The sequence below is a fragment of the Corynebacterium rouxii genome (genome assembly GCF_902702935.1).
Classification (GTDB): Bacteria; Actinomycetota; Actinomycetes; order Mycobacteriales; family Mycobacteriaceae; genus Corynebacterium; species Corynebacterium rouxii.
On the sequence record NZ_LR738855.1, the window covers coordinates 1,348,052 to 1,374,519 of the forward strand.

The 26,468-nt window shown below is 48.0% G+C and carries 25 protein-coding genes; 2 read left to right on the forward strand and 23 right to left on the reverse strand.

Annotation, left to right across the window (positions count from 1 at the left end):
• Positions 1–30: 30 nt before the first annotated feature.
• The 13 genes from def to pyrR form a co-directional block, all read right to left on the reverse strand.
• Positions 31–540, reverse strand: coding sequence for a peptide deformylase (gene def / locus CIP100161_RS06740; protein ID WP_155873011.1), 510 nt, complete (start codon positions 538–540; stop codon positions 31–33).
• An 81-nt stretch (positions 541–621) separates the two neighbouring features.
• Positions 622–2,649: a primosomal protein N' gene (locus CIP100161_RS06745; RefSeq protein ID WP_155873013.1), complete on the reverse strand. Its 2,028-nt coding sequence runs from the start codon at positions 2,647–2,649 to the stop codon at positions 622–624.
• 18 nt (positions 2,650–2,667) lie between these two features.
• Positions 2,668–3,900, reverse strand: a complete 1,233-nt coding sequence (gene metK, locus CIP100161_RS06750) for a methionine adenosyltransferase (protein ID WP_155873015.1) — start codon at positions 3,898–3,900, stop codon at positions 2,668–2,670.
• A gap of 140 nt (positions 3,901–4,040) precedes the next feature.
• Positions 4,041–5,285 carry a bifunctional phosphopantothenoylcysteine decarboxylase/phosphopantothenate--cysteine ligase CoaBC gene (gene coaBC / locus CIP100161_RS06755; protein WP_155873017.1) on the reverse strand — a complete coding sequence of 415 codons (1,245 nt, stop codon included), beginning with the start codon at positions 5,283–5,285 and terminating at the stop codon, positions 4,041–4,043.
• Between the two features lie 101 nt (positions 5,286–5,386).
• Positions 5,387–5,665, reverse strand: a complete 279-nt coding sequence (gene rpoZ, locus CIP100161_RS06760; protein ID WP_003851632.1) for a DNA-directed RNA polymerase subunit omega — start codon at positions 5,663–5,665, stop codon at positions 5,387–5,389.
• Positions 5,666–5,738: 73 nt separating this feature from the next.
• The gene (gmk, locus tag CIP100161_RS06765; protein WP_155873019.1) at positions 5,739–6,314 is read right to left on the reverse strand and encodes a guanylate kinase; all 576 of its coding nucleotides are present in this window, start codon (positions 6,312–6,314) and stop codon (positions 5,739–5,741) included.
• Between the two features lie 3 nt (positions 6,315–6,317).
• Positions 6,318–6,641, reverse strand: a complete 324-nt coding sequence (gene mihF, locus CIP100161_RS06770) for an integration host factor, actinobacterial type (RefSeq protein ID WP_003851636.1) — start codon at positions 6,639–6,641, stop codon at positions 6,318–6,320.
• A gap of 348 nt (positions 6,642–6,989) precedes the next feature.
• The gene (gene pyrF / locus CIP100161_RS06775) at positions 6,990–7,838 is read right to left on the reverse strand and encodes an orotidine-5'-phosphate decarboxylase (RefSeq protein ID WP_155873021.1); all 849 of its coding nucleotides are present in this window, start codon (positions 7,836–7,838) and stop codon (positions 6,990–6,992) included.
• Positions 7,835–11,191: a carbamoyl-phosphate synthase large subunit gene (carB, locus tag CIP100161_RS06780; protein WP_155873023.1), complete on the reverse strand. Its 3,357-nt coding sequence runs from the start codon at positions 11,189–11,191 to the stop codon at positions 7,835–7,837. Before carB ends, pyrF begins: the two co-directional genes overlap by 4 nt.
• Before the next feature lie 21 nt (positions 11,192–11,212).
• Positions 11,213–12,352: a glutamine-hydrolyzing carbamoyl-phosphate synthase small subunit gene (gene carA / locus CIP100161_RS06785; protein WP_155873025.1), complete on the reverse strand. Its 1,140-nt coding sequence runs from the start codon at positions 12,350–12,352 to the stop codon at positions 11,213–11,215.
• A 155-nt stretch (positions 12,353–12,507) separates the two neighbouring features.
• A complete protein-coding gene (locus CIP100161_RS06790) occupies positions 12,508–13,854 on the reverse strand; it encodes a dihydroorotase (RefSeq protein WP_155873027.1) in 1,347 nt (448 codons plus the stop codon).
• Between the two features lie 22 nt (positions 13,855–13,876).
• Positions 13,877–14,818 (reverse strand): aspartate carbamoyltransferase catalytic subunit, encoded by a 942-nt coding sequence (locus CIP100161_RS06795; protein WP_155873029.1) that lies wholly within the window; start codon positions 14,816–14,818, stop codon positions 13,877–13,879.
• Positions 14,818–15,390, reverse strand: a complete 573-nt coding sequence (gene pyrR / locus CIP100161_RS06800; RefSeq protein ID WP_155873030.1) for a bifunctional pyr operon transcriptional regulator/uracil phosphoribosyltransferase PyrR — start codon at positions 15,388–15,390, stop codon at positions 14,818–14,820. Before pyrR ends, CIP100161_RS06795 begins: the two co-directional genes overlap by 1 nt.
• A 264-nt stretch (positions 15,391–15,654) precedes the next feature.
• Here pyrR and CIP100161_RS06805 point away from each other — a divergent pair, with 264 nt between their 5' ends.
• Together CIP100161_RS06805 and CIP100161_RS12160 are read left to right on the forward strand one after the other, a co-directional pair.
• Positions 15,655–17,016, forward strand: a complete 1,362-nt coding sequence (locus CIP100161_RS06805; RefSeq protein WP_155873032.1) for a TIGR01777 family oxidoreductase — start codon at positions 15,655–15,657, stop codon at positions 17,014–17,016.
• A gap of 7 nt (positions 17,017–17,023) precedes the next feature.
• Positions 17,024–17,251 carry a hypothetical protein gene (locus CIP100161_RS12160; RefSeq protein WP_232053120.1) on the forward strand — a complete coding sequence of 76 codons (228 nt, stop codon included), beginning with the start codon at positions 17,024–17,026 and terminating at the stop codon, positions 17,249–17,251.
• 669 nt (positions 17,252–17,920) lie between these two features.
• Here the strand turns inward: CIP100161_RS12160 and nusB are convergent.
• The 10 genes from nusB to mltG form a co-directional block, all read right to left on the reverse strand.
• Complete coding sequence (nusB, locus tag CIP100161_RS06815; RefSeq protein WP_155874554.1) at positions 17,921–18,520, reverse strand: transcription antitermination factor NusB; 600 nt, start codon at positions 18,518–18,520, stop codon at positions 17,921–17,923.
• Between the two features lie 17 nt (positions 18,521–18,537).
• Entirely contained in the window at positions 18,538–19,101 is a 564-nt protein-coding gene (efp, locus tag CIP100161_RS06820; protein WP_003851660.1) for an elongation factor P, read from the reverse strand.
• A 101-nt stretch (positions 19,102–19,202) separates the two neighbouring features.
• Entirely contained in the window at positions 19,203–20,294 is a 1,092-nt protein-coding gene (locus CIP100161_RS06825; RefSeq protein WP_155874555.1) for an aminopeptidase P family protein, read from the reverse strand.
• Between the two features lie 31 nt (positions 20,295–20,325).
• Positions 20,326–20,766, reverse strand: coding sequence for a type II 3-dehydroquinate dehydratase (aroQ, locus tag CIP100161_RS06830; RefSeq protein ID WP_155873034.1), 441 nt, complete (start codon positions 20,764–20,766; stop codon positions 20,326–20,328).
• Positions 20,767–21,846, reverse strand: coding sequence for a 3-dehydroquinate synthase (aroB, locus tag CIP100161_RS06835; RefSeq protein ID WP_155873036.1), 1,080 nt, complete (start codon positions 21,844–21,846; stop codon positions 20,767–20,769). It lies immediately after the preceding gene.
• Positions 21,847–21,892: 46 nt separating this feature from the next.
• Complete coding sequence (locus CIP100161_RS06840) at positions 21,893–22,441, reverse strand: shikimate kinase (RefSeq protein WP_155873038.1); 549 nt, start codon at positions 22,439–22,441, stop codon at positions 21,893–21,895.
• 7 nt (positions 22,442–22,448) lie between these two features.
• Entirely contained in the window at positions 22,449–23,660 is a 1,212-nt protein-coding gene (aroC, locus tag CIP100161_RS06845) for a chorismate synthase (protein ID WP_155873040.1), read from the reverse strand.
• 77 nt (positions 23,661–23,737) lie between these two features.
• Positions 23,738–24,214 (reverse strand): prepilin peptidase, encoded by a 477-nt coding sequence (locus tag CIP100161_RS12570; protein WP_155873042.1) that lies wholly within the window; start codon positions 24,212–24,214, stop codon positions 23,738–23,740.
• A 36-nt stretch (positions 24,215–24,250) separates the two neighbouring features.
• Positions 24,251–25,093 (reverse strand): shikimate dehydrogenase, encoded by an 843-nt coding sequence (locus CIP100161_RS06855; RefSeq protein ID WP_155873044.1) that lies wholly within the window; start codon positions 25,091–25,093, stop codon positions 24,251–24,253.
• A 121-nt stretch (positions 25,094–25,214) separates the two neighbouring features.
• Positions 25,215–26,363 carry an endolytic transglycosylase MltG gene (gene mltG / locus CIP100161_RS06860; RefSeq protein ID WP_155873046.1) on the reverse strand — a complete coding sequence of 383 codons (1,149 nt, stop codon included), beginning with the start codon at positions 26,361–26,363 and terminating at the stop codon, positions 25,215–25,217.
• Between the last annotated feature and the right edge of the window lie 105 nt (positions 26,364–26,468).

Consider the following 26,468-nt stretch of genomic DNA (forward strand, 5'->3'; position numbering starts at 1 on the left):
CTCATTAAGTCTTCAAGTTGGACTCTATAGCTATTGATTAAACCATTCAGACTTCCGGATCTGAGCCATAGCGTCTTTCCGGTGGTCTTTATCAAGCTTTTTTAAAAATAAAACACCATCTAGATGGTCTGTTTCATGTTGGATACACCGTGCCATTAAGCCAGAAGCAACCATTGAAATCGGGTTTCCATCAACGTCACGGCCACTAACACTTACTGTCATCCAACGCTCGGTCTCTTCCTGAACATCTGGAATGGACAAGCAACCTTCTGGGCCAATTTGAGTTTCGTCTCCAATGGATTCCCAAACTGGATTGATGATATGCCCTCGAAGTCCATCCTCAATGTGCGAGCAGTCATACACAAAGACTCGTTTAGTTACTCCGACTTGGTTAGCAGCCAAGCCAACTCCGCCAGCTGCATCCATGGTTTCCAACATGTCATTAACCAAATTTCGAATGCTGGAGTCAAAGACTTCAACCTCCGACGACTTTGTAGTCAAAACTGGATCACCAAACAACCGAATATCACGAATTGCCACTTTGTTTCCTTTAGTCTCTTCTTATTCCGCCAAGTACAAACCAGATGATAGAGCCGCATATATAGGCTCACGCCAAAGTATCTACCCTACATGGATAGGATCAATTTTCACCCGAAGAGGTAATTCTTTACGTTTAGCGGATCGTTGAACAATTCCAGATCTTAAGACTTCGCCTAATTCATTACGGTCTTTCAGCGGAATACGAATCAATACGCGTTGTGGCGGGCCATAGGTATTTTCATCGTATTCGCCTGGAAGTTTGTTCCCCGTCGGAAGGCTCACGGGTCCTAGAACTTCTGCATGCTCAGGAAGTTGGATCATCTCTAAAAATTCATCGATAGCATCACGAGCACCATCGATAGCCGCCATATGGGCAGCAGGTGGAAAATGTACTTCTTGCCTAAGATCAAGCTCACGCGATGCAGCCCAAATGGGGTCCCATCGAATTAATGCTTGAACTTCGAAAAGGCCTGCATCTGCCACAACGACAACTTCCCCACCCACTACACAGGGCTCTACTAAAGTGCATACAGAAAACCATTTTGCGAGTGCGTCTTCGGAGGCCCTCAAATCCTGACGGCTTAGTAGAGCCCAAGTATCAAGCAACACTGCAGCTCCATACCTTCCAGCGTCCGCTATTTCCGGTTCAGCTCCAGGGGTGGCTACCACCACTATTGGTGCATCTGGAATCTTATCGTGTATTCGGTTTCCGCCAGAGACAACTACTCGAGTCTGAGGAAATGCTCGACCAATTTCCTCAGCGGTCCGTTCGGCACCCAATACGATTGCCCTAAGGTTCGAGGACCCACAATGCGTACAACGAAAATGACTATCTGGACGGCCGCACCATCGACATTGCGGTGTTTGTGGTGCACCAGATTCCGGAAATGGCAACTCCAAGGGGCCGTTGCAGTGTCTACAACGCGCGGCAGAACGACACTGTTGACAAGCTAATACAGGAATATATCCTTTTCTCGGGACGTGAATGAGCACTGGTCGATTTCGCTTCAATGCATCCCTTAATGAAGAAAAAGCTGATGAAGGAATTCGTGCAGCCCTCGCAAGTGGATCACGTTCCAACGCTGTGTTTGTATCCGCAACAGCATGAATGCGCGGCATCATTTTTCGCACTCGTTCACGATCAACCACTAGATTATGAGCCCAACCCGATTGAACCAAAAGTTGTGTCTCGGTACTACGTGAGTGCCCCGCAAGGATAAGTGAACAATGCTCTTGCGTAGACCGTGTACTTAAAACTTCACGCGCATGAATGTAGGGGCTACGCGGATCAACTAGATTTTCATCACCATCGTCTTTAATAACTGCTAATTGTAGGTTGTCAACAGGAGCGAACGCAGCACTCCGAGTGCCAATAACGATTCGCCCTTGACCATGCAAAATACTTAAAAACCGTCGATAGCGTGCCTGTGGTCCTTGAGCGGCCGTCATCACCGTGATTTGTCGAGCAGATACTAAATCACGAAATGCAGCTTCCAAAGTTTCTACATCACGTTGATCAGGGACAACGATGAGTACTCCCCCACCCGCAATTGCAACTTTAGTACCCAACGCGGCAAGCGCAGCTGCCCAATTTTCGCCCGGCGCAATTTGCCAAGCAGCGCGTGCAGTTTGATGAGCAATTACAGCGTCTACAAAAGATTTTCCATGGACATATTTTGCCCACATAGACAAATCGGGTTCATCAACGTCACCTAGATCTTCCCACCTAGTGGAAAAATCCCCTTCTTCTGCTTTTGCATGCCGTGAAGGAATTGCTGAACGAATAACATCAGAAGTGATCCCCGCATATCGCGTAGACAGTGATTCGATGAGTCGCCGCAACGCTGGAGTATAAACGGGGATTGGCGACTGTACTTTATCTAGCCAAGCAAGTCTCCCCTCGTGCTCCTGCCTTGAGGTCCGTTCTAAAATAACTCCGTCAACGAGCCTGCCGCCGAACCTTACTCGAACTTTGACCCCTGGCTGGGCATCATCCGACATCGTCGAATCCACTAGGTATTCGAAAACACGATCCAGATGAGCAACGCCTAGTAATGGCAATACCCGCGCAACTGGAAGACTTGAAGCAGCTACGCGGGTTTTAGACATGGCAATGATTCTACATATTTAGCCTAAAGACAACACGTCACGTAACTGTTGTGCTCGATCCGTATCTTCCCATGGCAAATTTAAATCATCGCGTCCGAAATGGCCATAGGCGGCCGTACCAGCATAAATTGGACGAAGAAGATCCAACTCTCGAATAATTGCTGCAGGACGGAGATCAAAGACGTGCAATACTGCATCTTGGATTTGTTCATCCGTCAAACCAAATTTGGCGGTCCCAAAAGTTTCAACATACAAGCCAACAGGTTTTGCGCGACCAATCGCATACGCAACCTGTACTTCTGCTCGATCAGCCAAGCCCGCAGCAACAATATTCTTAGCAACCCAACGCATAGCATAGGCGCCAGAACGGTCTACTTTACTAGGATCTTTACCAGAGAATGCACCACCACCATGTCGTGCCATGCCGCCATAGGTATCGACGATAATCTTTCGTCCCGTCAACCCCGCATCGCCCATGGGGCCACCAACGATAAAGGAGCCCGAAGGATTAACCAGCAATGAATAATCACTGGTATCGAGTGTGGACTCCAAGCCCGAATCGCGAAGCACCCAGTCGACAACATGCTCTTTAATCTGAGCGAACAGCCATTCCTGAGTTACATCAGGATCGTGCTGAGTAGACACAACAACCGTATCCAAACGTACCGGACGACCTGCTTCGTCATAAGCAAGCGTTACCTGAGTTTTCCCATCAGGACGCAAATGGGAAACGACAGTGGTCTTACGCACCTGAGTCAAACGACGAGCGAGTCGATGCGCCAGATCAATAGGCAAAGGCATTAATGTAGCTGTCTCATTCGTAGCATAGCCGAACATCAATCCCTGATCGCCTGCTCCGGCTTGGTCATCCGCATCTATATTCTCGCCTGAACGAACCTCATGAGACTGATCAACGCCAGCACCAATTTCCTGAGACTGTTCCCCAATGGATACGCTCACTCCACAGGTACGACCATCAAAGCCAACCTCAGAAGAGTTAAACCCAATTTTAATTAGTTTGTCACGAACCAATTTTGGAATTTCCACGTAGCCGGAGGTACGAACTTCTCCAACGACGTGAACTAAACCAGTTGTGGTTACAGTCTCCACAGCCACGCGAGCGTGAGGATCAACGCTCAGCAAGGCATCCAATATGGTGTCCGAGATCGCATCGCAGATTTTGTCTGGATGCCCCTCGGTAACCGATTCGCTAGTAAACAAACGCAAGCCGGAGGCAGCAGTTTCAGACACTCGATTGCCCTTCAGTGAAAAGATTGATTTAAACGGCTTCCGTTAGACAAAGCTATTCTGCAATAAAGACGTCACCGTTTAAGCTGATTTCACCCAATATAGACCAAGCTGTCTAAAAAGACAAGATTCGCAAAGATCAGTCACTCCTCAGCTTCTAGCAACCTCACGACGTGATCCAAAATATTAAAAGCAATCCAGTGTTTCGATCCCTGCGAAATTTCCTCAACGTTTCCTTGACGAGACAATAGGAATCCACTGTTATCCGACTGACCGAACACTTTGCCGATGCCAACTTCATTACACATCAAAAGATCGCACTTTTTCCTGCCCAACTTCTGTCGAGCAAACTCCAAAGGTGTATGATCTGCGTCCCCAGTCTCAGCCGCAAATCCAATGATGACAGGTTTTTCACCTTGTCGTTGTTCAACAAGTCCTCGCAGAATATCAGGATTTTCCACCATCGATATCATCTGAAGTGAAGAGTCAGCGGCCCCCTTCTTCATCTTGGCAGAAGCACTTTCGCGCGGACGGAAATCAGCTACCGCAGCAGCCATAATCACGACATCACTATTACGCGCCTCTCGCATGCATTCCCGCTGCATTTCTACAGCCGATGCAACATTCACTACTCGCGCCCCACAAGGAATAGGAAGCTTATCCGTTGCACCGGCGACGACTGTAACCTCGGCCCCACGCTGTGATGCGATCTCCGCTAGCGCAAATCCTTGTCTACCTGACGATCTGTTGCCCACATAACGTACAGGGTCAATGCTTTCTTGAGTGCCTCCTGCCGAAATTAGCACTTTCCTCCCCACCAGATCGCGAGGCATGACTTTCGTGCGTGCCACAGTTTTAGCAAAATCGATAATTTGATCGGGATCAGGCAAACGCCCAGGGCCAGTATCCGCACCAGTTAGACGACCATGAGCCGGATCCATAACGATGATGCCTCGGCGACGCAGCGTCGCAACGTTTTCACGGGTGGCAGCGTTACTCCACATCTCTGTATGCATTGCTGGCACCAAAACAATTGGGCAGGTAGCTACAAGTAGAGTTGCCGTCAACAAATCATCTGCTCGTCCCATTGCCACTCGCGCAATCAGATCAGCTGTGGCAGGAACCACGACAATCAGATCAGCCTGCTGCCCAACATTGACATGGCGGACCTCATCGACAGCATCAAACACGGTAGTAGAAACAGGATTTCCAGAAAGAGCTTCAAAAGTTGTCTTACCAACAAAATTCAATGCTGCAGAGGTTGGCACAACAACAACGTTCGCACCATCCTCTTTAAAACCCCTCACTACATGACAGGATTTGTAGGCAGCAATACCGCCGGCAACACCTACTACAATTGTGCTGTTATCGAATGAAGTATTCGTCATAATATCTCACTTACTTTCGAGTAAAACGAACCCCCTTTGCCGTTTAAAACACAGTGCAAAGGGGGTTGCTTCAACTATGGTCCGCCTAAACCGCGAAGGCTTTAGCCTTCTTCGTGGTCCAACAAACCAGCTTCAATCTCGCGCATAGCGATTGAAAGCGGCTTTTCTTGAGCCTCAGGAGTTACCAATGGGCCTACAAATTCAAATACGCCTTCGTCTGCCTGCTGGTAGTAGCTATTGATCTGACGGGCACGCTTTGCAGCAAAAATCACCAAAGCATACTTCGAAGAAACATGCTTCAACAGCTCGTCGATCGGTGGGGCGGTAATACCGGTTGGTGCATCATATACACCGTCATTGTTCTCTGCCACGTTGCTCACGGAGGCACCTCTTCTTCACAGCTTGATAGTTCTCGGATTCAACAGCTACACAAAAATGTAGCAGGCGCTAGCTTTAACGACATCCGACAAGGATTTCCTTGATGTCCGACACAGCTTGTTCCACGTCCTCATTGACAACAACGTGTTTGAACTCGTGCTGAGCAGCAAGTTCATTCTTCGCTGTTTCCAGTCGACGAGTTATTACATCCTCGGGTTCAGTACCACGTCCTGTCAGACGTTCCACTAAAACCTCCCACGACGGCGGGGCCAAAAACACAGTCTCAGATTCAGGTTTTAGCGACGCAACGTTTCGTGCACCGACCAAATCCACTTCGACGAGAACAGGTCGACCTGCCAGAAGCGCAGCTTCTACAGGTCCCGCAGGAGTTCCCGAACGTTGAAGACCACCGTGAATATCAGCCCATTCCAGCATCTCCCCTGCATCAATCTTGGATTGAAACTCTTCAGGCGACACGAAAAAGTAATCCACACCATCGCGCTCCCCTGGCCGAGGAGCGCGCGTAGTCATAGATACGCTGAAGTAGAGGTCTTCAATTTCTTCGCGGAGGCGATGAACCACCGTGGATTTACCCACGGCAGAAGGCCCTGCGAGCACTACCAGACGGCCTACTGGGTTATCGCCACTCATGAATTAATCCTCCGAGTACCCGAAACGTTCGAGCAAGGCACGGCGCTGACGATCGCCCAAACCACGCAGACGACGGGTCTGAGCAATTTCCAGCTCCTCCATAATTTCCTTGGCTTTCACTTTGCCCACCTTTGGCAAGGACTCCAAGAGTGCGGAAACCTTAGTCTTACCGATGATCTCATCCGAAGAGGCCTTGTCGAGCACCTCCTTGAGGGTAATGTCACTGCGCTTAAGCTGCTCTTTCAGCTCTGCACGTGCCTTGCGGGCCTCAGCAGCCTTTGCAAGTGCTTCTTTGCGCTGCTCGTCGGTCAACTTGGGAAGGGCCACGGGGTTCCTCCGATTCGAAGTTTATTTTGGTTCACTTTAAGCATCGGCATAATGCCGAGAATCAACGATACACATTTCTCCACCACAGTGGGCAAGACACCCATGGTCACAACGATCAGAAATACAACTACACCACTTCTGAGTTGTGCCACTTCGGATGAGTAAGACTTCAAAACATTGCCGAAAAATTCGAGAATAATTCACACGTCACTTTGAAATCGCGTTGATGTCCGAATCAGTCTAGCACCAGTTTGTATATCAACAGGTAATCGCCCTAAGCCATTGAAAAACCGCAGGTCGGAGCTTTCCTACCTGCGGTTAGCAACAAGGGTGCTGAGCTGGGATTATTTAATTAGTAAATTCCTCTACAAATTTACTAATGGCTGTGGATAACGCAGATGTAGAAGGCCCTGTCTTGAGAATTCCACGCGAGACATTGGCAAACGCCAGCTCCTGGACTCCCTGAGTCAATCGAGCTACATCGGCAGGCGTTGCGCCTTGTGCGCCAACGCCTGGTAACAAGATCGGCCCATTGAGCCGCTCTAACTGCGGTGGATGCGCTAAGGTTGCTCCAATTACAACACCTACATTCCCGTAGTGGTTATTTTCTTTATGTTCTCGATTTGAAAGCGCGACCGAATCCACCATCAATTGCGAAATGCTCAGTCCATCTTCACCAACACGATCCTGCAAAGATCGCGCCTCTGGATTCGAGGTGGCTGCCAAAACAAAAACACCTTTATTGGTAGATGCAGCTATCTCAAATACAGGTGAAAGAGAGCCATAGCCGAGGAATGGGGATACGGTCACCGCATCAGAGCTCAACGAGGATTCCTCTGACAACCATGCTTGAGCATAACCAGCCATTGTAGAGCCGATATCTCCGCGTTTTGCATCTGACAACACAAGCGTTCCTGCCTGTCGCAGCTCTGAAATCGCCGATTCAAGAATTTGATAGCCCGCAGCACCCCACGCCTCATAAAAAGCTACTTGAGGTTTCACCAGCGCCACGTTCCCAGAAAATGCTTCGACGCAAATTTCAGTGAACCGCTGCAATCCTGCTATTCCATCGTCACATCCCCATTGCTTGAGCAAGCTAGGGTGAGGATCTATTCCGACGCACAGCCGGCCCAGCCGGCGACCAGCCTCTACCAGTTGATCGCCGAATGTAACTAGATTTTTTCGCTCTTGGATCATCGAGTCACCGAATGATCTAGCTCTTGCAGCGCTCGAACGCTGAGTTCACCAGCCCTAAGCGCTTCGATTCCCTGTACTGCCGCAGTAACACCTTGCACGGTTGTAACTAGAGGAACGCCAACATTAACTGCCGCTGCACGGATCTGGTAACCGTCGTGACGCGCGCCTGAAGACCCTGCAGGTGTATTAAGAATGAGGTCCACTTCGCCAGCTTTAATCATATCCACTACCGAACGCTGCCCCTCAGTACCGTTTTGTCGTGCTTCTTGCACTTGGGTCTGTTTCAAAACAACTTCACATTCAATACCATTGCGGCGAAGCATTCCTGCAGTACCGGATGTCGCCAATACTCGGAATCCAAGTGAAGCTAGTCGCTGGATTGGGAAAATCAAAGTACGCTTATCACGGTTCGCTACTGATACGAAGACCGTGCCTTCAGTCGGAAGTGCGCCAAAAGCCGCCTGCTCTGCCTTAGCATAGGCAGCACCAAAATTATCGGCCAGCCCCATCACTTCGCCCGTTGATTTCATCTCAGGGCTTAGCAAAGTATCCAACATTGTGCCATCAGGACGGCGGAATCGATTGAACGGAAGTACTGCTTCCTTCACTGCAATCGGAGCGTTTTCTGGCAAGGAACCACCATCATAACCGGTTGGAATCATTCCTTCCGCTTGAAGCTCGGGGATCGTTGCCCCAGTCATAATCCGCGCTGCTGCTTTTGCTAAGTGGACACCAGTAGCTTTGGAGACAAAAGGTACTGTACGAGATGCACGGGGATTAGCCTCAATCACATAGAGAATGTCATCTTTCAATGCATATTGAACATTTATCAATCCCTTAACACCGATACCATGTGCCAACGCTTCTGTTGAGCGACGGACATTTTCGATATCTTCGGCACCTAGCGTCATAGGTGGCAGCGCACAAGCAGAGTCACCGGAGTGAATACCTGCTTCTTCAATGTGCTCCATAACACCAGCAAGGTAGACATTTTCGCCATCACAAAGCGCATCAACGTCAATTTCAATTGCATTATCTAAGAAGCGATCCACGAGCACTGGGTGATCGCTCGTGATCTCAGTTGCTCGTTCGATGTACGAATGCAATGAGTTTTCGTCGTATACAATTTCCATGCCGCGGCCGCCCAAGACGTAAGATGGACGAACCAATACGGGGTAACCAATGTTATTGGCAACAGCTTTAGCCTCTTCAAATGATGTAGCGGTACCGAAAGCTGGAGCTGGCAATTGCGCTTTACGCAATACTTCACCGAATTCTCCGCGATCCTCAGCAAGATCGATAGCCTCTGCAGTCGTACCGATGACGGGAACACCCGCATCACGAAGCTTTTCGGCCAATCCAAGTGGAGTCTGCCCGCCAAGCTGAACGATCACACCGGCAACATGTCCAGATGTTGATTCAGCATGGTAGACCTCCATAACATCTTCGAACGTCAATGGCTCAAAATACAGACGGTCAGCAGTGTCATAATCTGTCGACACGGTTTCTGGGTTGCAGTTAACCATGACTGTCTCATATCCCACGCGTGAAAGTTCGAGTGCAGCATGAACACATGAGTAGTCAAACTCAATACCTTGGCCGATTCGGTTCGGACCTGATCCCAAAATGATGATCTTGTCTTTTTCAGTTTGAGGACGTACTTCCGATTCAGCAGCTGGATCGAGCTCATAAGCTGAATAATGGTATGGAGTCGTAGCTTCGAATTCTGCAGCGCACGTATCTACAGTCTTAAATACTGGCCGTACCCCTAGCGACCAACGCAGGCGACGAACACCATCTTCCCCTGCAAATTCAGGACGAAGGGCCGCGATTTGGCGGTCAGACAATCCGAAGAACTTGGCTTTTCGAAGCAACGGCTCATCCAACACTGGCGCCTTCATCAAAGATTCTCGGAAATCTACTAATGACTGAAGCTCCGCCAAGAACCATGGATCAAGCCCAGAAGCTTGATGCACCTCTTCAATTGAAGCTCCAAGACGAAGAGCCAGCTCTACGTCATACATCCGCCCTTCTGTTGGACGCTTCAGATCTTCTAATACTGCGTCAAGATTCTTAGCGCGATCCCCGGCAAAGAATTCGTCACTTGTCGTCCAGAAACCAGCTTGCTTGTTTTCTAGCGAACGCATGACTTTACCCAACGCCGCGATGTAATTACGACCAAGAGCCATTGCCTCGCCAACGGATTTCATCGTTGTAGTCAAGGTATCGTCAGATCCGGTGAACTTCTCAAAAGCAAAACGTGGAGACTTGACTACTACATAATCGAGAGTTGGTTCGAAAGCCGCTGGTGTAACGCCCGTGATGTCATTTGTAATTTCATCCAACGTGTATCCGATAGCCAACTTGGCAGCAATCTTAGCAATGGGAAATCCAGTTGCTTTGGATGCAAGAGCGGATGACCTTGATACACGAGGATTCATCTCAATGGTTATCAAGCGGCCATCGCGGGGATTTACTGCGAATTGGATGTTGCATCCACCAGTGTCGACTCCTACTTCACGAATAATCGCGATGCCTTGATTACGCATCTTTTGGTATTCACGATCGGTCAGGGTCAAAGCAGGAGCGACAGTAACAGAATCACCGGTGTGTACGCCTAGTGCATCGACATTTTCAATGGAACAAATAACCACAACGTTATCAGCGCCATCACGCATGAGCTCAAGCTCATATTCTTTCCAGCCAAGAATTGATTCTTCAATAAGTACGTTTGCTTCCGGGGACGCTGCAAGTCCACCGCCTGCAATTCGTTCAAGATCCTCTTGGTTGAAGGCAAGCCCAGAACCCAAACCGCCCATGGTGAAGGAAGGACGCACTACTACCGGAAGGCCGAGCTCTTCAACGGTGTCATATACCTCTTGCATATTGTGGCACACGCGGGAACGCGCTGATTCCCCGCCGATTTTCGCAACAATATCTTTGAATTTTTGGCGATCCTCGCCGCGCTCAATCGCGTCAATGTCTGCACCGATGAGTTCTACGTTGTATTTTTCAAGAGATCCGCGACGATCCAATTTGATCGCTGCGTTCAATGCTGTTTGTCCACCAAGTGTTGCCAACACAGCGTCAACGGGGTGTCCCTCAGCGATCTCTTTTTCAAAAATCTTTTCAATGTATTCCGGCTCAATCGGCTCAACATATGTATGATCGGCAAACTCTGGATCCGTCATGATTGTCGCCGGATTCGAGTTGATCAAAGTGACACGGAGTCCTTCTTCTTTAAGAACTCGGCACGCTTGCGTTCCGGAATAGTCAAACTCACACGCTTGTCCGATAACGATTGGCCCAGAACCGATGACCAGGACGTGTTTGATGTCATTGCGCTTTGGCATTATTTTCTACCTTCCTGGTGATTATTTCTTATTTGCTTGAATAAGGTCGATGAACTGGTCAAACAAAGGATTTGCATCATGCGGACCCGCTGCCGCTTCTGGGTGGTACTGCACTGAGTAAGCCAAACCGTTCACTAGTGCTACACCTTCCACGGTGTCGTCATTAAGGCAAGTATGTGTTACATGGGCAGGGCCGAACGGCGTATCAAATTGCTCAAGCGCTGTGCCTTCCAAAGCAAATCCATGGTTTTGCGCTGTGATATCAATTTTCCCAGTGAGATGATTCAAAACCGGCACGTTGATACCACGGTGACCAAATTTCATTTTGTAGGTATTCATTCCCAGTGCACGCCCGAGAATCTGGTTGCCAAAGCAAATTCCGAAAAATGGAATTTGCTGTGCCAGAATTTCTTGCACAATCCCTACCATCTCATCTGCTGTAGCTGGATCGCCTGGCCCATTGGATACAAAAACACCGTCGGGATTATATTGAGCGATGTCCGCTGCAGACGTATTTGCAGGAACAACCACCGTTCTAATTCCGCGACGGGAGAAATTACGAGGAGTGTTCGTCTTAATACCCATGTCGTAAGCAACAACGGTATAAAGTGCTTCACCGTCTGGTTCTACAACGTAAGCTTCTTGGGTAGATACCTCGCTAGCCAAGTCTGCTCCTGCCATTGAAGGCTGCGATTTTACTATCTCGATGAGCTCATCATGCGGTTGTTTTGCCGCTTCTCCTGAGAAAATACCTGCAGCAACTGAACCGAAATTACGTAAATGACGAACTATTGCGCGTGTATCAACACCAGAAATTCCGACAATGTTCTGTTCACACATTTCATCCTCCAAGCTGCGCTTTGCACGCCAGTTAGACACAGCCGCAGACAAATCCCGAATCACAAGACCAGCAACCCAAATCTTGTCACCATGGGATTCACCGTCTTCATCATTCCAGCCGGTGTTACCGATCTGCGGAGCCGTAGTTACCACAATCTGACGGTGATACGACGGATCCGTCATGGTCTCTTGATAACCACTCATTGCCGTAGTAAAAACTGCTTCACCTAGAGTCGTTCCTTCCGCGCCGAAAGACTCTCCTTTAAATATGCGGCCATCAGCCAACACAAGTACGGCTTCACTTCGATCTTGGGACGTCACTCTGTCGCCTTTCACTTTTGTTTTTGGGTACGCGGATATCAACGCAATATCCGCGTTTCACTTTGTACGTTTTGAGGTGCTCAGGCGATAAAGCCAGCTGGTGGATAAATTACCCAATTTTCCCAGACTTAGCGCTTTTTACACCCGTTTGTTCGTTACGCTCGTGCCTGGGTTGGTTCACCATCGACACAGGTCAGACGACCGCGCAAAATCGTGGTCGTTACCCGCGCATTAAATTCCATGCCCTCATATGGGGTATTCGTTGCTTTGGAAGCCATCTTTTCACCAGAAGCAGTCCATTTGGCGCCTGGATCCACGATAGTTAAGTTCGCTGGCTCACCAGCTGCGATTGGTCGGCCATGGCCTGGAAGCTTCACGATTTCTGCAGGACGCTCGCTCATAACTTTGGCAACAAAGCGCCAATCTGCGAGTCCGGTTTCCACGAAAACTGCTGCAACCACTGCTAAGGAAGTCTCCAAGCCCAGCATGCCGGGTTTCGCATGTTCAAATTCGCAACATTTATCCTCGGATCCGTGCGGCGCATGGTCAGTCGCCACGCAATCAATCGTTCCGTTGAGCAATGCTTCACGCAATGCGAGAATGTCGGAGTTTTCACGAAGTGGCGGATTGACACGATTTACACCGTCATATGTGGCGAGTCGTTCATCAGTAAGCAACAAGTGATGCGGAGTAACCTCGGCTGTCAGCGGAATATCATGTTGTTTCGCCCATTTAACAAGTTCAACAGTCCCTTGTGTTGAAGCATGGCAGATGTGCATACGCCCGCCATAATCGCGAGCTAAGATCGCATCCCGAGCCACGATCGATTCTTCTGCAACACGTGGCCAACCGCCCAAACCGAGTTTGGCTGCCATTGCGCCTTCGTGAGCAACTGCCCCGTCAGTCAATCGGGGATCTTCGCAATGTTGCGCTAGCAGCACATCCATACCTCGCGCATATTCAACTGCTCGACGCATTATCAATGGATTATCAACGCACTTTCCGTCATCGGAAAACATACGAACCTTGGCTTGAGAATGTGCCATCATGCCAAATTCGGTGATTTCTTTGCCCTCGAGGCCCTTTGTTATCGATCCAACAGGGTGAACGTCGCAAAGGCCAATATCTTGGCCTTTATGCCAGACGGATTCTGCGATAATCGGCTGATCCATTACAGGCATGGTATTTGCCATAGTGAATACTGCCGTGAAACCACCTTTCGCAGCGGCAGCTGAACCAGTCGCGATTGTTTCAGTATCCTCGCGACCTGGTTCTCGAAGATGAACGTGAATATCTACAAGGCCAGGAAGTAAAACTCCGCCTTGGCCGTCCACTTCACGATCTACTTTTACGTCACCAGCCTGAGTGTCAGTGATCACACCATCAGTGATCAAGACATTGACAGGCTCACCCTCTCCGTAGATCTTTACATTTTTAATTAGCAGAGTGCCTTGTTCCGGTTCGGCTAGTCGACCTGTTGCTGGATAAATTTGAGTACTCATAGTTGCTGCTCTTCCTTGAGTTTTAAAATGCCGCTGTGTCTTGACCAGCGATAAGAGTGAACAAAACGGCCATTCGGGTATGCACACCATTACTAACTTGCTGTAGTACAGCTGTACGAGGAGCATCGGCCACTCCGAAGTTGATTTCCATGCCTCGTAGCATTGGACCTGGATGCATCACGATCGTATGATCTTGGAGTTTTCGTTCGCGCTCTGCTGAAAGGCCATAGAGGGTGGCGTATTCACGGTGTGTTGGAAAGAATCCACCATGCATCCGTTCTTGCTGGACTCGAAGCATCATGACGACATCTGCGTCATAGATTTCGGCGTCCATGTCATAGGAATAACGAACTGGCCATGTATCAATACCAGCAGGCAATAGCGTGGGGGGTCCAACGAGAACTACTTCGGCGCCCAAAGTGGTGAGAAGATCTACGTTGGAACGTACCACTCGCGAATGCAAGCAGTCGCCAACAATCACAACCTTGCGACCATCGATATCACCTAAGCGTTGACGAATCGTGACAGCATCCAATAATGCTTGAGTTGGATGTTGATGCGCACCGTCACCAGCATTAATAACACTCGGCCCTACTCCACCTGGAGCAACCCAACGAGCCAGTTGTTCAGTCGCCCCTGATGAGTAATGGCGCATAACAATGGCATCTGCACCAATCGCAGATAGCGTCAGGCCAGTGTCTTTTAAGGATTCACCCTTTTTAACAGAAGATGAGCTAGCAGAGATGTTGATAACATCAGCGCTCATCCATTTTCCAGCTGTTTCAAATGATGAACGTGTACGCGTCGAATTTTCGTAGAAAAGGGTAAAAATTGTCCGACCACGAAGCGTAGGAAGTTTTTTAATATCACGCCCTAAAAGTGCTTCTCGGAAACGATCCGCTTCATCCATCAAGCCAATGATGTCATCTTTGCTAAGGTCAGCAATAGATAATAGATGTTTCACTATGCTTCCTCCGTGCCGCGAGTCAAAACAACGGCTGTTCGGCCATCAATTTCTTTGATAAAGACTTGAACATCTTCGCCACGAGAAGTAGGCAAATTCTTGCCAACATAATCTGCGCGGATAGGCAACTGCCGATGGCCCCTATCCACCAATACAGCGAGCTGAATAATATCTGGTCGACCGATATCGCGAAGAGCATCAAGAGCGGCACGAATTGTGCGGCCAGAATAAAGAACATCATCTACCAAAATAATATGATGCCCATTTATTCCATCTATCGGAAGGTTAGTTGGCTGTAGCGCACGATGGGGATTTTTTCTCAGATCATCACGATAAAGGGTGACATCTAGTGAACCAACCGGGACATCAACTCCGGTAAATTCTTTGATTTTTTGCGCGAGCTGAAACGCGATAGGCACTCCACCAGAAGGAATACCGAGCAGCAAAACAGGCTTTGTACCTGATGCGTCGAGCGCAGTTTTTTCAATAATTTGGTGCGCGATGCGTGCAATAGTACGAGCAACATCGTTTTCCGAAAGAAGTTCGATATTGTCGCCATTGTTTTCACTCATCGTGACCTCCTTTCCCGCCTCTCTGTGCGGTCTGTTAAAGGATGCCGATTCATGATATTTGCAGAGTACTCTGCACCTAAGTAAGCAGTAAGACGAACTAAGGCTAGAAAAACAATAACACCACAACAGATTTTTCACATGGTCTTACTCATCTTCTCCCCCGAATGCGCATGAAAAATAATTACTTTGCCTTAACCGACCTGTTATTCCTCAACAATTTTTCTGTATCCTCAAACAGATAACCTATCGGCGAGAAAGGCATTCATGAGTCTTCACACAAGCCATGTCATCCCAGCACCACGTATAGATGTATGGGAATGGCATACCCGACCCGGAGCAGTATTTAGGCTTACTCCTCCTTTTTTGCCTCTACGCCCCATTGAACAAGCAACCTCATTAGCCAAAGGAACAACAGTTTTTGCGTTGCCGGCTGGATTACGATGGGAAGCTCGTCACGATCTCAGCGGGTATATACGGCATCATCGTTTTACGGATGTATGCATTAATGCCCCAGTGAAGTCTTTGGCTTCATGGCGCCACATACACGACTTTACTGATCACCCCAGTGGCACCCTTATCACTGATACAGTGCACACGCGTGCACCACGCACTACCTTATCTCCAGCCTTTGCATATCGTCAGCATCAGCTCATCAATGATATTCAGGCGCAGCAACGATTCAATGAATTGACAAGAAATAATCCCACTGAATCGACGCCGTTAACTATTGGACTCACCGGTTCTCGTGGGCTCGTCGGGCGAGCACTCACAGCACAGTTAACCACCCTTGGCCATACTGTCGTTCAACTTGTACGCGGCAAATCCAAACCGCATCAGCGTCATTGGGATCCTGCACACCCAGCCTCAAATCTACTTGAGGGCCTCGATGCCTTAATTCATCTTGCCGGGGAACCCATCTTGGGACGGTTCAATGATTCACACAAAGCCGAGATTCGAGACTCTCGGATTGAACCTACTCGGCAGTTATCCCAATTAGTTCAAAAAAGCAGTACCTGCCACACGATGGTGTCCGCCTCTGCGATTGGATACTACGGACATGCGCGTGGAGACGAGATTCTTGATGAGGGATCCGCTCAAGGTGACGACTTCCTAGCCAGTGTGTGCGAGGACTGGGAAGCAGCCAGCCGCACGGATGCGACCTCAAATAAGCGTATCGTCAACATTCGGACGGGTGTGGTAATGAGCGGTCGTGGCGGAATGCTTCCGGTTCTTAAAGCTGTGTTTTCTGTAGGACTTGGTGGACCATTTCGCGGCAGCAATCCGTGGATGTCATGGATTGCTATTGACGATCTCTGCGATATTTATATTCATGCTGTGCTTAATCCAAAGCTTTCAGGTGCTATCAATGCAGTAGCCCCTAATCCAATCAAAAATCAAGATTTTGTCGATGTACTTGCGAAAGAGCTCAAGCGGCCGGCAAAAATGACGATTCCATCTTTAGGTCCAGCAATTCTGCTCGGCCAACAGGGGGCAAAGGAATTAGCCTTAGCGGATCAACGCGTCCAACCACGTGTTTTAAACAATTTGAACTACCACTTTCGCTATGTCGATATTCGTAGTTGCCTGGCGCACGAACTCGGCGGCGAAAACCTTCTCGATATTTAATCGAGCAATGAATAAACTTACCATCGCACCGACTCGAAATATCTCCACTATCGAAGAGATTCTTACGGACGAAAATTTAAAATTTGTCCGTACAGATCAATGCATTACTACTGGTTTTATCAACCAATCAATCACTATTCAAAAAATAGATCATATGGTCTACATGGGCAGTGCATGGCGGGCAACATTAGCTTTAAACGAAGCTGCACAGCTACTTGCGGTGTGCAATGAGTAGAATAAAACTACGCTGTTGCCTTGTGTCAGTTTCTACGAAGAAAGTGACAATCTCCTTCATGCAACAACGCAACAAACTTTCGACGCAAGTGCTGGAGTAAGTTTCAACCAGTTGGGCGCTTTTACCGTGTCAACTATTGATTCCTTTGTTGGCGTCTGGAATCATTTTGATTCACAATTCCCGCATCGAGTGACCTGGGAGAACCAATGATGGGCGTATCTACAGCGATTTCAATTGAACGAGTCGTAAAAAATGAAATCGCTTGAAATCACTTTGCATGTCCCACCTACTGGACCATCAGTTGGCTTTGCTAACATTAATGGATTTAATTTCCAGTTCATTGTGTTGCCAAGCGTATTGGTAGTCCGCGCCGATCGATACCTACCAGAAACAAAAACGATCAAAAAATTTATCTTGCCACTAATGAAATAAACAATCGCACAGTACGCGGTGACATTTTTGTAGTCGATAATTCAGCCGCCACCATAATTCGTGCAGAAATTGATATTTGCAGCGCTGCAGGGCTCTCTGATTCCCAACTACATATGTGCTTGTCCAACTGCGTTAATGACGTGCTTGTTTTACAAAACAGTTGGGCTAAAGCAACGGCGATATAAAAAATGTGGTGGTCGCACGTGATCGTGCGACCACCACATTTTTCAAGAAAGACTACTGTAAGTTTTCTTCGATTGATTCTGCAACCGGAGAATCAGCCGCTTCGGCTTCGCTGTTTTCAACAGGTGTCACCGAGCCGGAGCGGTATTCGTCAATATTCTTAGCGATACTGTCGAGAAGCGCGTGAACATATGCTGGCGATACATCCGTTGAATATTCACTCGCTAGTTCTACGCCTTCGATAATTGCGGTAGCCAAAGGAACATCGGGGTTGAAGATCAATTCCCAGACACTGACGCGAAGGATTGCGCGATCAACAGTCATGATTCGTTCCAACGACCAATCCTCGGCCAAATGGGCTGCAATCAATTCATCGATTCGGTCCAGCTCCATAGCTGCACCAGAAACAATTTCTTTAGTGTAGCTAGGAACTTGATTCACGTCTGTCCCGTTTAGCCGCGAAAGCACAACTCGGTCTTCGACGATGGCAACGGGATCGATATCCCGCATTTCTGCTTCAAAAAGAATATCTACCGCACGCCGACGCGCTTTGTAGCGGCTACCACGACGTTTCCAAGAAGACCTAGTCTCTTGAGACTTCAATTCCGCAGCCTGTTTTTTCGACTGAGAGGTATTTTCATCTTCAGGGTTCACTTTGTTACCGCTCACAATTAGTTGTTTACGCGAGATAGGTAGGAACCGTCGCGGGTATCCACCTTAACCACATTTCCAGTCTCGATGAACAGTGGGACCTGAATCTCAGCACCAGTCTCAAGAGTTGCTGGCTTCGTACCACCAGTAGAACGATCGCCCTGAAGGCCGGGATCGGTGTGCTCAATGCGAAGATCGAGAGAGATTGGCAGTTCAGCAAACAAAGGCTCACCCTCGTGGAAAGATACCTGAACAGTGGTGTTCTCTAGAAGGAAACGAGCAGCATCACCGAAGATGTGAGGAGCCAGCTCCGCCTGTTCAAAGGTCTTTTCATCCATGACAACGTAAGAGGATCCATCGTTGTACAGGTAAGTCATATCACGGCGATCAACGGTTGCCGTTTCAACTTTGACACCAGCGTTAAAGGTTTTATCGGTGACTTTTCCGGAGACAACATCCTTCAGCTTTGTACGCACGAATGCAGGGCCTTTACCGGGCTTGACGTGCTGGAACTCAATAATCTGCTGGAGCTTGTTGTCAATCTTGAGGACAAGACCATTTTTAAAATCGGCAGTAGTTGCCACGCTGAATACTTCTTTCTTTCGATGAAAAGATTTGATGCTGTCGGTAGCCAGTCAATACTACACTAAAGCTTTAACAATATTATTAATTTCGCTTCGATACTTTAGAGTATCAAAAGATCCTTGGGAAGACTCGTAAGGTTTTCAGCTGCTCCGCCACGGATGACAAGAGAATCTTCGATTCGTACTCCACCTTTACCTGGGACATAAATTCCAGGTTCGATAGTGAGAGTCATGTTTTCTTCCAAAACTCCGCTTCCAGTCACAGCCGCTGCAGGCTGTTCGTGAACATCTAATCCCAGACCGTGACCAGTTGAGTGAACAAAATATTCACCATATCCTGCGTCCTCAATGATCTCGCGACACGCCTTATCGACGTCTACCAATGAGGTACCTAGTCCAGCAGCAGCACAACCTGCCCGCTGGGCTTCTAAAACTACTGCGTAGATCTCTCGAGCAAATGTAGTTGGTTGCCCAACCATGACGGTTCGAGTCGTATCTGAGTTATAGCCATCAGCATATGCACCAAAATCTATAGTGACGATATCCCCTTCGCATATCACCCGATTACCGGCACCATGGTGCGGTTTTGCCGAATTTGGACCCGATGCCACGATAGTGTCAAAACTCGGCCGCTCTGCCCCTTTAATACGCATCCGATATTCCAGATCGGCAGCTATCGCACGTTCAGTACGCCCAGCAGCAATCAGACCATCATCGATGAGTTCCTGAAAAGCGGTATTTGCAATTTCTGCTACCGATCGAAGAGATTCAATTTCCAATGTATCTTTTATTAACCGAAGTTTTTCGATGGCTCCAGTTACTGGAATCAACTCCACGTCGAGGCCGGCTGATTTTCGTAATTCTTCGCATTGAGAAAATGATAAGTAGTCCGCCTCGAATCCGATCCGCCTTGGGCCTTTAATTTCTGATAATAGAGCCGAGGCACAATTGCGAGCCATTAAAGATTCAATATCTGGTACTTGCTCGGCAATTTGTGTGGTGTATCGACCATCTGTTGAAATACGTGCCGACAAATCCTTATTGATGATTAGTGCAGCATTTGAACCGGTAAATCCCGATAAATAGCGAATATGCGTCAAATGCGTCACCAACATAGCGTCGATACGCTTGGCTGCAAGCTGTGTAGAAAGGGCGCGTCGACGCTGTAAAAAACGAGTATCAGCCAAAGGCATTGTCATATGCTCCTACATCGATGAGAGTTATTTATGAATCTAAAGTCGAAACTACATATCGGAGGGCTAATTCATAACCAATTATTCCTAGTCCCGCGATAACTCCAGTCGCGATTGGCGACAAAAAACTGTGGTGTCTAAATTCTTCTCGCGCATGAATATTCGAAATATGGACTTCAATAAACCCGGGTCCATCTGATACCTCAGCCAAAGCATCACGCAATGCCACCGAAGTATGCGTTAACCCTCCGGGGTTGATAATCACAGGATTACCTGCATCCGCCGCACAGTGTATCCAGTCGATCAACTCACCTTCATAATTTGACTGTTTACATTCGATGTTGACACCTAGCTGCTCAGCGAGTCGAAACAGCTCACGTTCTACATCTGCCAAAGTTGTCGAACCATAGATATCAGGCTGTCGTTTGCCCAACCGATCCAAGTTCGGCCCGTTGAGGATCACAACATTCATTTAGCTCACCTCCGGTGCAAGACGCAAATATGCTTGGAGAAGTTCATCATCAGTTGGGCCTTCAAGACGAACTACATCACCAATGTTGCGTAAAGCGACGAATCGAATCATACTTTTTCGATTCTTCTTATCATGTTTCATACCTTGATGAAGTTCTTCAAAGTGCCCTTGCGGATAGGAGGTGGGCAATCCTATCGACTTTAGAATTTTACGATGCTGTTCTACCAGCTCATTTGAAATAAGACCACGGATGTTGGCTAGCTCCGCGATAAATACCATGCCTACGGCAACAGCATCGCCATGCCGCCATGAGAACTTTTCACGCAGTTCAACAGCATGTCCAAATGTGTGCCCATAGTTGAGGATCTCGCGTAAACCAGATTCCTTTAAATCTTGACTGACAACTTTTGATTTCACAGCAACTGAGCGCGCAATAAGCTCCGGAAGATGTCCATCTCTAAGCAGACAAGCAGCCGGATCTTCCTCATACAATTCGAGAATTTTAGGATCTGCAATAAAACCAGTTTTTATGATCTCAGCCGAACCGGCAACGATCTCATCCTGTGGCAATGATTCGAGATGATCAACATCGATAAACACCGCAATCGGCTCATGGAAAGCTCCCACTAAGTTTTTTCCAGAAGCAGTATTGATACCAGTCTTCCCCCCCACGGCTGCGTCAACCATCGCTAATAACGTAGTAGGAACCTGAATTACTTTTATACCTCGCATCCAAGCAGCAGCCACAAATCCGGCCAAATCTGTAGCAGCTCCACCACCGAATCCAATTACTAGATCGCTTCGAGAAAATCCCCATTCGCCTAGCTGATCCCAACAATATCCGGCGACTTCAAGAGTTTTACCGGTTTCAGCATCAGGCACAGCCATGATATGAGAAGTAAGTCCTGCTTGTGCCAGCATTTTGTCGAGCTTTGCAGCACGTTCAAGAAGTGGGGGTTGTGTGATGATCACTACGTTTTCTGCACCGCTGAGTTCTGCTGTTGTAACGATCTCAGCGTTTAGTTGTTTATCAATCCGTACTTGATACGGATTGCTGCTTTTTACTTCTATAGTTGGCACTGTTTAATTCCTTCTCGGCATACGGCGATAAAACTAGTCACACGATTCAACGTAAGGTTTCAAGAAAGCCCAAAATATCAGCAACAATTTGCTGCGGACTCCGACCATCTGAGTGCGCGCGATAATCTGCTACTTCTTTATAAAAATCACGACGCTGATCTAATAATTCGCTGTAGCGTTCAAGTGGATCCGTTGTATCCAGTAATGGCCTCGAATTTTCAACTGCAGTTCGACGCACACCTTCCGCTGCGGATACATCTATCCATACCACTATTTGCTCTCGAAGTTTTTGCCGCACTGATTCCGTTGTCACGGCACCACCGCCGAGGCTCACTACTCCTGCTGTTGTGAGAGCAAAGTCTATTACTTCTGCTTCTAAAGCTCGAAAGTTTGGCTCACCGAGTTCAGCAAACACAGCACCACAGGGTTTGCCTTGGTGTTGTTCAATCAACGCATCGCTATCCACCACCGAAGTATGCAGGGCATTCGCAAGACGACGGCCAATGGTCGTTTTCCCTGCTCCAGGTGGACCTACTAAAACAACGATTGGGCGAACACGAACACTCACCTCTAATTCGAGTAACTGATCGTTCATCACTTTCCTACTCACCATCGAATGCAATCCGGGTTTTAACGTATTCGTTATAAGCAGCGATATTTCGCTTGGTCTCTGCTAAGGAATCGCCACCAAATTTTTCCAACACTGCTCGTGCTAAAACCAACGCAACCATTGCTTCTGCAACAACACCAGCTGCAGGAACAGCGCATACGTCAGATCGCTGATGGATTCCAGTAGCACGTTTACCAGAATCCATATCAATGGATTGTAATGCTCGAGGCACGGTCGAAATTGGCTTCATTGCCGCACGTACTCGAAGGCTTTCTCCATTGGTCATACCGCCTTCGATACCACCTGCCCTGTTACTTTGTCGTGCAACTACGCCGTCCCTCAACACAATCTCATCATGTGCTTCTGAACCTAACCTTCGGGCTTCTTCAAATCCGTCACCGATTTCCACGCCTTTTATTGCTTGGATGCCCATGAGGGCCGCTGCAAGCTGTGCATCTAGTCGATCCTCGCCTGAAATATGAGAGCCTAAGCCGATAGGAAGGCCGTTAACGATGACCTCAACAATGCCGCCAAGGGTATCTCCTTGTTTTTTAGCTGCATTAATTTGATCTATCATGCTCGCTTCCGCTTGTGCTGAAGCTGAACGGACAGGAGAATCATCAATTCTTCCTGAGTCCTCAAATGTTGGGCAAGCTGTTTGATCAATTTCCGAACGTCCAATGGAAATAACATGCGAGAATACTTCCACGCCAAGCGTTTCACGCAGAAAGTTCCGTGCAACTGTGGCTGCAGCCACTCGCGCAGCAGTCTCTCGTGCTGAGGATCGCTCTAATATCGGCCGAGCTTCATCATGGTTATATTTAACCATTCCCGCAAAATCAGCATGTCCAGGACGAGGCCGCGTCAAGCGAGCTCCACGTCCAGAAGACATAGCTGCGACAACATCAGGATCAGACTCGTCAATTGCATCTGCAGACATAATGGTCGTCCATTTTGGCCACTCAGTGTTCCCGACCATAATTGCGATTGGGCTGCCAATCGTATAACCATGACGAACACCGCCCAGAATACTTACCTCATCAGCTTCAAATTTCATTCGTGCCCCACGTCCAAAACCAAGACGCCGTCTGCCTAGTTGAAAGGAAATTTCCTCTCGGCTAATAGGCACACCAGCAGGCATGTGTTCGAGCATTGCAATCAATGCTTGTCCGTGTGATTCTCCAGCAGTTGTCCAACGAAGCATGCTTGAAATTATGGCATGTCATGAACAAGAAGATCGGTTTGCATATGATTTCTTGTTGTTTCTGGGTAAAACACTGACTATGTGGGGGTAATTTGACTCCATACCACCACAAACCATGTCGCTATTATCATGCTTGGACCATGCGGAAGATTGCTATATTTCGTGGAATTACATCTCTTCGAGTGAAGAAATCGAAGAATCAGACCTAAACCTATTGACAAGCATGAAGAGCAAATACTGGCAACAACCACGCCTTGAGCACCAGCATGTGCTGCCGACACGATTCCAAGCGCCATACTTAGTTTTATATCACCGCCCCCAATTCCTCGCATTGCACTCAAAATACCTATAACGACATAGGGTAAAACCCAAATTCCCGCGTAGAGGATCCACTCGAAATGCTGTGTTAAAACTGCCCATATAAATGAGCAAGCAGCAGCGCTTAACGTATATCGATTAGGCAGACGACGAGTTGTGCAATCAAGCAGAATCAGTCGAAAGGCCCACCACGATCCAATACTAGTTATTCCCAATATTTTAAGTGCGTCCCCCATGCTATCTATTGTATGAGAGAAACACTATTTGCAGGATTATTTGTCCCCAAACAGGTGGTCAAACAGTGCTTTTTGCATTGCTTCGCGAGGTGCCTTCGCCCCCGTAAATTGTTCAAACTGGCTCAAGGCTTGGTGCAAAAGCATTATGTGTCCACCTATGCACGGAACACCTTTCTTTTGAGCATGTTGGATTAATGGTGTCGGCCACGGATCATAAATGACATCGAGAACTGGAGCATGAACCAAGTCATCAATATAATCTGATACTCCAACAGACGGCACAGTGGAAATAACTACTGAAGCTGACTGTGCATATGACCGAAGATTTGCATCAAACCCAACAAAACTTATTTTGGTGGATTCCCCTTCTAAAACTGCTTCCAATTCTTCACGACGATCGCTTCTATTGACCACAATTATTTCTGCGACGCCTAAAGTACCTAATGTCCAGATTGCTGGTCGAGACGTACCTCCAGCACCGACAACTATTGCCCTTGTATTTTTGAGTGCCTCCACCGCGCCACCCCGATCGCTAAAAAGGATCTCCAAGGCACCGCGAACCCCCTCGGTATCTGTGTTATCCGCATACCAGCCATTTTCAGCTCGAACCAAAGTATTTGCAGAACCAATTCTCTGTGCACGTTCGCTTACCGACGTGGCGTAATCTAACGCCTCAAATTTGCACGGCATCGTTACCGAAAAGCCCCGAAATGATGGATCACATTTATCGACTAATTCAGATAACTGCTGTGAATCACAATCAAATCGCCCATAAGACCATTGCGAAAGACCTATAGCCGCGTAACCAGCGTTATGAAGTAACGGAGATAAGGAATGCTCAATGGGGTGTCCTAAGACGGCTGCTCGAAAGTGAATCATAATGGTCAGTATAAAATGACTTGGCAATAGTTACCCCCGCCAAGCCTCTTTTAGGTTCGTAACAAAAATAAAATGGCCTTATCCTGATTGTTTAGGATAAGGCCACAAGGCGCATTAACGCTTATCGATTGCTATCTAACACGCCATTTTCAATCGAATCGCGGGTAGCATTTTGGTGATCATCAAAATTATTGGTGAACACAGTGGTCCCGTTTTTATCAATCGTTACGAAGTACAACCAGTCCCCCTCGGCAGGATTTTCAAGTGCTTCAATAGCTTGAACGGAAGCACTAGCGATCGGAGTATCTGGTAGCCCATCTTTAGCATAAGTATTCCATGCAGTCACGCGAGCGCGGTCTTCGTTAGTCGTAGCGACTTCCTGTTCTGCCAAGCCATAGTTCACAGTTGAGTCAAACTCAAGACGCATTGGCTTCGCTAAACGATTAAGAATGACACGTGCAACCTTGTCAAAGTCCCCTGCTGGCGCTTCGCGTTCAACAAGCGAAGCCGCGGTGAGCAACTCATAAGGACTCAGACCAACAGTCTGTGCGCGCTGCGCAAGTGAAGTCTCTTCGAATGTTTCGGCACCACGTTTAATCAGATCCTGCAAAATGCCAAGGGCATCTTTTTCTGGGTTAACAACATATGAACCTGGAACAATCAAGCCTTCCAACCGTTTAGGATCATTTGCACGCGCAGCAACTGCACCCCGAGCCCAATCTGGAACTCCAAGTTCTTCCAACGATGCTGTTGCACCTACCTGCTGCAGTTCCTCAGAACTAATACATTTGGTCGAGCCTTGAGAACACGTCACGTCCGAAATCATTGAGTAGATTCCTTTACGTGTTTGTCCCTTAACCACTGTGACGTCCGTCAATGTGGAGCCACCATGGATTTCGAGCATATCGATCTTACGCGAAGGATCAAGCAGCGCTTTGACTGCTTCTGCAGCGCTCATTTTCTTTTCTAGGCGATAAAAACCTGGCTCAACTTGGCTTGCCCCCGGATTAGAAAACGCTGCACCTTGGAAAGCATCGTTACTTGCGACGATCCCACGCTCGGCAAGTTCAGGCCCTAGTTCGGAAAGAGATGACCCTTCTTTGATCTCAACAAGCGCCATCTCTCCGTTACCCGCACCCTTGTAATCGGACCCTCCGTTGACAAAATGGACGCCGATGTAAATTATCGAACCAATAATCAAGACTAAGGCAGCAAACAACACGGCCAAACCACGTTGACGCCGTTTGACGTATTTACTTTCCATTCGCATCGATGTGAGCCTTTCGTTTCAGGTCGCTACTGACCTTGCTAGATTATTGATTCTACTTTTTACAGCGATTATTTTCAGTTGCAGCGCCGCATTATGCTGCAAGTG

Bases quoted from the DNA above. Each gene is read 5' to 3' on its own strand.
- CIP100161_RS06745 (WP_155873013.1), bottom strand. From the start codon at position 2,649: ATGTCTAAAACCCGCGTAGCTGCTTCAAGTCTTCCAGTTGCGCGGGTA.
- coaBC (WP_155873017.1), bottom strand. From the start codon at position 5,285: ATGACGAATACTTCATTCGATAACAGCACAATTGTAGTAGGTGTTGCC.
- gmk (WP_155873019.1), bottom strand. From the start codon at position 6,314: ATGAGTGGCGATAACCCAGTAGGCCGTCTGGTAGTGCTCGCAGGGCCT.
- pyrF (WP_155873021.1), bottom strand. From the start codon at position 7,838: ATGATCCAAGAGCGAAAAAATCTAGTTACATTCGGCGATCAACTGGTA.
- carB (WP_155873023.1), bottom strand. From the start codon at position 11,191: ATGCCAAAGCGCAATGACATCAAACACGTCCTGGTCATCGGTTCTGGG.
- CIP100161_RS06790 (WP_155873027.1), bottom strand. From the start codon at position 13,854: ATGAGTACTCAAATTTATCCAGCAACAGGTCGACTAGCCGAACCGGAA.
- pyrR (WP_155873030.1), bottom strand. From the start codon at position 15,390: ATGAGTGAAAACAATGGCGACAATATCGAACTTCTTTCGGAAAACGAT.
- CIP100161_RS06805 (WP_155873032.1), top strand. From the start codon at position 15,655: ATGAGTCTTCACACAAGCCATGTCATCCCAGCACCACGTATAGATGTA.
- CIP100161_RS12160 (WP_232053120.1), top strand. From the start codon at position 17,024: ATGAATAAACTTACCATCGCACCGACTCGAAATATCTCCACTATCGAA.
- CIP100161_RS06825 (WP_155874555.1), bottom strand. From the start codon at position 20,294: ATGCCTTTGGCTGATACTCGTTTTTTACAGCGTCGACGCGCCCTTTCT.
- aroQ (WP_155873034.1), bottom strand. From the start codon at position 20,766: ATGAATGTTGTGATCCTCAACGGGCCGAACTTGGATCGGTTGGGCAAA.
- CIP100161_RS06840 (WP_155873038.1), bottom strand. From the start codon at position 22,441: ATGAACGATCAGTTACTCGAATTAGAGGTGAGTGTTCGTGTTCGCCCA.
- aroC (WP_155873040.1), bottom strand. From the start codon at position 23,660: ATGCTTCGTTGGACAACTGCTGGAGAATCACACGGACAAGCATTGATT.
- CIP100161_RS12570 (WP_155873042.1), bottom strand. From the start codon at position 24,214: ATGGGGGACGCACTTAAAATATTGGGAATAACTAGTATTGGATCGTGG.
- CIP100161_RS06855 (WP_155873044.1), bottom strand. From the start codon at position 25,093: ATGATTCACTTTCGAGCAGCCGTCTTAGGACACCCCATTGAGCATTCC.
- mltG (WP_155873046.1), bottom strand. From the start codon at position 26,363: ATGCGAATGGAAAGTAAATACGTCAAACGGCGTCAACGTGGTTTGGCC.